This window comes from Microvirga arabica, assembly GCF_016811235.1.
Lineage (GTDB): Bacteria > Pseudomonadota > Alphaproteobacteria > Rhizobiales > Beijerinckiaceae > Microvirga > Microvirga arabica.
The window spans coordinates 1-2,839 of record NZ_JAFBID010000161.1; the positions used below are offsets into that span (position 1 = coordinate 1).

The following is a 2,839-nucleotide window of genomic DNA, read 5'->3' on the forward strand; positions in this document are numbered from 1 at the left end:
TGTCGAGGTGCCCAGTGCCGGTGCATCACCGGCCCAGCGCGCGCAGCAGATCCTGGAAGAGCTGCGCCGCAAGCTGGGCGACCCCTCGCGAGCGCAGGAAGAACTCGAATATTTCGAGCGGCTGCTGCGCAGAAACTGATAACAGGGTCAACGCACCCCTTGTCTCTCCGATGGGTTCGGGCCACGGTCGCCCGAACCCTCTCATGGAATCACGATGTCCGGTTTTGTCGATCTGCTTGTGCCGATAGCGGTTGTCGCTGTCGCTCTCGTGCTGCTTCTCGGCCTTTTCAACATGCTGCGCGGCGGCAATGCCAATCGGTCGCAGCATCTCATGCGCCTGCGCGTGCTGCTGCAGTTCATCGCCATCATCGTCATCATGGGTGTGATCTGGTGGAGAGCCACCTGAGCATCAGAGCATTTCCCATGCGTCAGATCCTGCAATGCGCATCCCAAGGTCGTTCATAAGCGTGGACAACCGGCATCACCTGTCCGGTTAACGCTCCGGGCATCTCCGTATTGACACGTTTTCGCCACGGTTTGTATTAAGAGATCGTTAGCCATAACGGCGTAGCCTGTTGGCCTTAATTTTTATTGAGTTATGGACCTTTTGATGCGCACCAGCCCGGCCTTAGGCCTGAGTCTCCTGGTCCTGTTCATGGGATCGGCAGGCGCTTTGGGCTCCGATTTCAAGCGACAGGCCAACACTTCCCCAACGGCATCTCAGTCGGGCATCCTGTCGGAATTCCGTTTCGGATTGTCCGCTCAGGATCCCTGGGGCCGTGAGGGAGCTGACGGATCGGCCAACCTGACCGGCGAGATCCTGTTCGATAAGCCCTTCACCGCATCGGACCTTTTCACCAGCTATTTCATTCCCCGGCCGCATATCGGCGGCAGCCTGAATTTCGACGACCGCACCAGCTTCGCCTATGCGGGGCTGTCCTGGACGATCGACGTCACGCCGAACATCTTCGTGGAAGGCAGCTTCGGCGGCGCCATCCACAACGGCAAAGACTCGTCGCATCCGCTTTCGGACCGTCAGGCGGTCGGCTGCTCGCCCTTGTTCCGCGAGTCCGGATCGGTGGGCGTTCGTCTGTCCGCCAACTGGAGCGTGATGGCCACCATCGAGCATCTCTCCGACGGCGGAACCTGCTCGGACGAGAATAGAGGCTTGACGAATGTCGGCGCACGGGTTGGGTATTCGTTCTAGAGCATCGGACCCAAAAGTGGGTTGCACTTTTGGAATGGATCTGATGCTTCATCTAGAATGAGCGAATCCTAACCTGTCAGGCCTTTCATGGTCGTTCTCAACCGCATCTACACCCGCACCGGCGACACGGGCACCACGGCGCTCGCCGCCGGCGGACGCCGCCCCAAGCACGACCTTCGCATCGAGGCTTATGGCACGGTGGATGAGACCAATGCCTGCATCGGGCTCGTTCGCCTCCACACGGCGGATCACGCCATCGATCCGATGCTGAGCCGCATTCAGAACGACCTGTTCGACCTCGGCGCCGATCTCGCCACGGTGGAGACGGACAAGCCCCTGCCCTACGAGCCCCTGCGCATCACGCAAGCCCAGGTAGACCGTCTCGAGCAGGAGATCGACCACCTGAACGGCGAGTTGTCCGTGCTCCGCTCCTTCGTGCTCCCGGGCGGCACGCCCGCCGCCGCAGCGCTTCACCTCGCCCGCACAATCTGCCGCCGCGCGGAGCGGCATGTGGTCGAACTCACGGAAAAGCCAGGCGAGAAGGTCTCTCCGGAAGCGGTGAAATACCTGAACCGCCTGTCCGACTTTCTGTTCGTCGCATCCCGCTACGTGAACGACAAGGGTGCGCTCGACGTGCTCTGGGTACCGGGACAGAATCGGTAGGAACCAGCCAATGTTCTTACCGCTTCACGACGGCGTCCCGCTCAAGAACATGAAGACGCCGCTCGCGACGCGGTTCCTGATGGGCCTGTGCATCGTCGCCTATCTCGTCACCTTCTATGCCCCGCCGGGCCCGGATGCGGTGGTGGGGGGCCTCGGTTTCATCCCCTCGGTTCTGTTCGGCACGGAGGTGCTGCCAGAGGGCTATCCCTTCGTGCCGGTGGAGCTGACGCTCGTCACGAACATCTTCCTGCACGGATCCCTCTTTCATCTCATCGGCAACATGCTGTTCCTGTGGGTGTTCGGCGACAACGTGGAGGATGCCATGGGGCATTGGCGCTTCGTGGTGTTCTTCCTGCTCTGCGGAGCGGCCGCGAGCCTCGCCCATGCCTATATCACCCCGGAGCCGCACCGCCCCCTGATCGGAGCTTCGGGCGGTGTGTCCGGGGTGGTGGCGGCCTATCTCATCCTCTATCCGCGGGTGAAGATCTGGGGTCTCTTTCTCAAAGGCATCCCGCTGCACCTGCCGGCCTACTGGACCATCGGTTTCTGGTTCGCGCTCCAGTTCGCCTCGGCCTTCTTAGGGGGAGACGACGGCGTCGGCTGGTTCGCCCATCTTGGCGGCTTCCTTGTCGGCGCTATTCTCATCCCTCTCATGCGCCGCCGCTACGACCCTGTGCTCGCCCGCGTCCAGGCGCAGGAACTGCAGGCGCCGCGTTGACAATCGGGTGTTGACCGTTACGGTCCATCCGCCTTTTTCCTATATGTCCGGAGGGCTGGTTTTCAGCCATATCCGGCTCTGATCTTTGGTGAGGACGGACGAATGAAGCTTCTTGTCTGTGTGAAGCGGGTTGTGGACTACAACGTGAAGATCCGGGTGAAGCCGGACGGCTCCGGCGTGGAGCTCGCCAACATCAAGATGTCCATGAACCCCTTCGACGAGATCGCCGTCGAGGAGGCCGTGCGCCTCAA

General features: G+C 61.4%; 5 protein-coding genes and 1 pseudogene. All 6 read left to right on the forward strand.

The genetic code is table 11. The annotated features are described in order from the left end of the window. A partial coding sequence (locus JQC81_RS34095; RefSeq protein WP_203275803.1) for a DUF4175 family protein occupies positions 1–139 on the forward strand: 139 nt, incomplete at its 5' end. 75 nt (positions 140–214) lie between these two features. Then, on the forward strand, positions 215–406 hold the full coding sequence (locus JQC81_RS32055; RefSeq protein WP_203275804.1) for a twin transmembrane helix small protein: 192 nt from the start codon (positions 215–217) through the stop codon (positions 404–406). A gap of 204 nt (positions 407–610) precedes the next feature. Then, positions 611–1,207 (forward strand): acyloxyacyl hydrolase, encoded by a 597-nt coding sequence (locus JQC81_RS32060; RefSeq protein ID WP_203275805.1) that lies wholly within the window; start codon positions 611–613, stop codon positions 1,205–1,207. An 87-nt stretch (positions 1,208–1,294) separates the two neighbouring features. Beyond that, a complete protein-coding gene (locus JQC81_RS32065; RefSeq protein ID WP_203275806.1) occupies positions 1,295–1,870 on the forward strand; it encodes a cob(I)yrinic acid a,c-diamide adenosyltransferase in 576 nt (191 codons plus the stop codon). A gap of 10 nt (positions 1,871–1,880) precedes the next feature. Then, a complete protein-coding gene (locus JQC81_RS32070) occupies positions 1,881–2,588 on the forward strand; it encodes a rhomboid family intramembrane serine protease (RefSeq protein WP_203275807.1) in 708 nt (235 codons plus the stop codon). Positions 2,589–2,690: 102 nt separating this feature from the next. Then, a pseudogene (locus tag JQC81_RS33705) lies at positions 2,691–2,839 on the forward strand (electron transfer flavoprotein subunit beta/FixA family protein); the annotation flags it as partial.

What these genes read in the sequence shown, in the direction of transcription:
- JQC81_RS32055 (WP_203275804.1), top strand. Translation starts at nt 215, where the DNA reads ATGTCCGGTTTTGTCGATCTGCTTGTGCCGATAGCGGTTGTCGCTGTC.
- JQC81_RS32060 (WP_203275805.1), top strand. Translation starts at nt 611, where the DNA reads ATGCGCACCAGCCCGGCCTTAGGCCTGAGTCTCCTGGTCCTGTTCATG.
- JQC81_RS32065 (WP_203275806.1), top strand. Translation starts at nt 1,295, where the DNA reads ATGGTCGTTCTCAACCGCATCTACACCCGCACCGGCGACACGGGCACC.
- JQC81_RS32070 (WP_203275807.1), top strand. Translation starts at nt 1,881, where the DNA reads ATGTTCTTACCGCTTCACGACGGCGTCCCGCTCAAGAACATGAAGACG.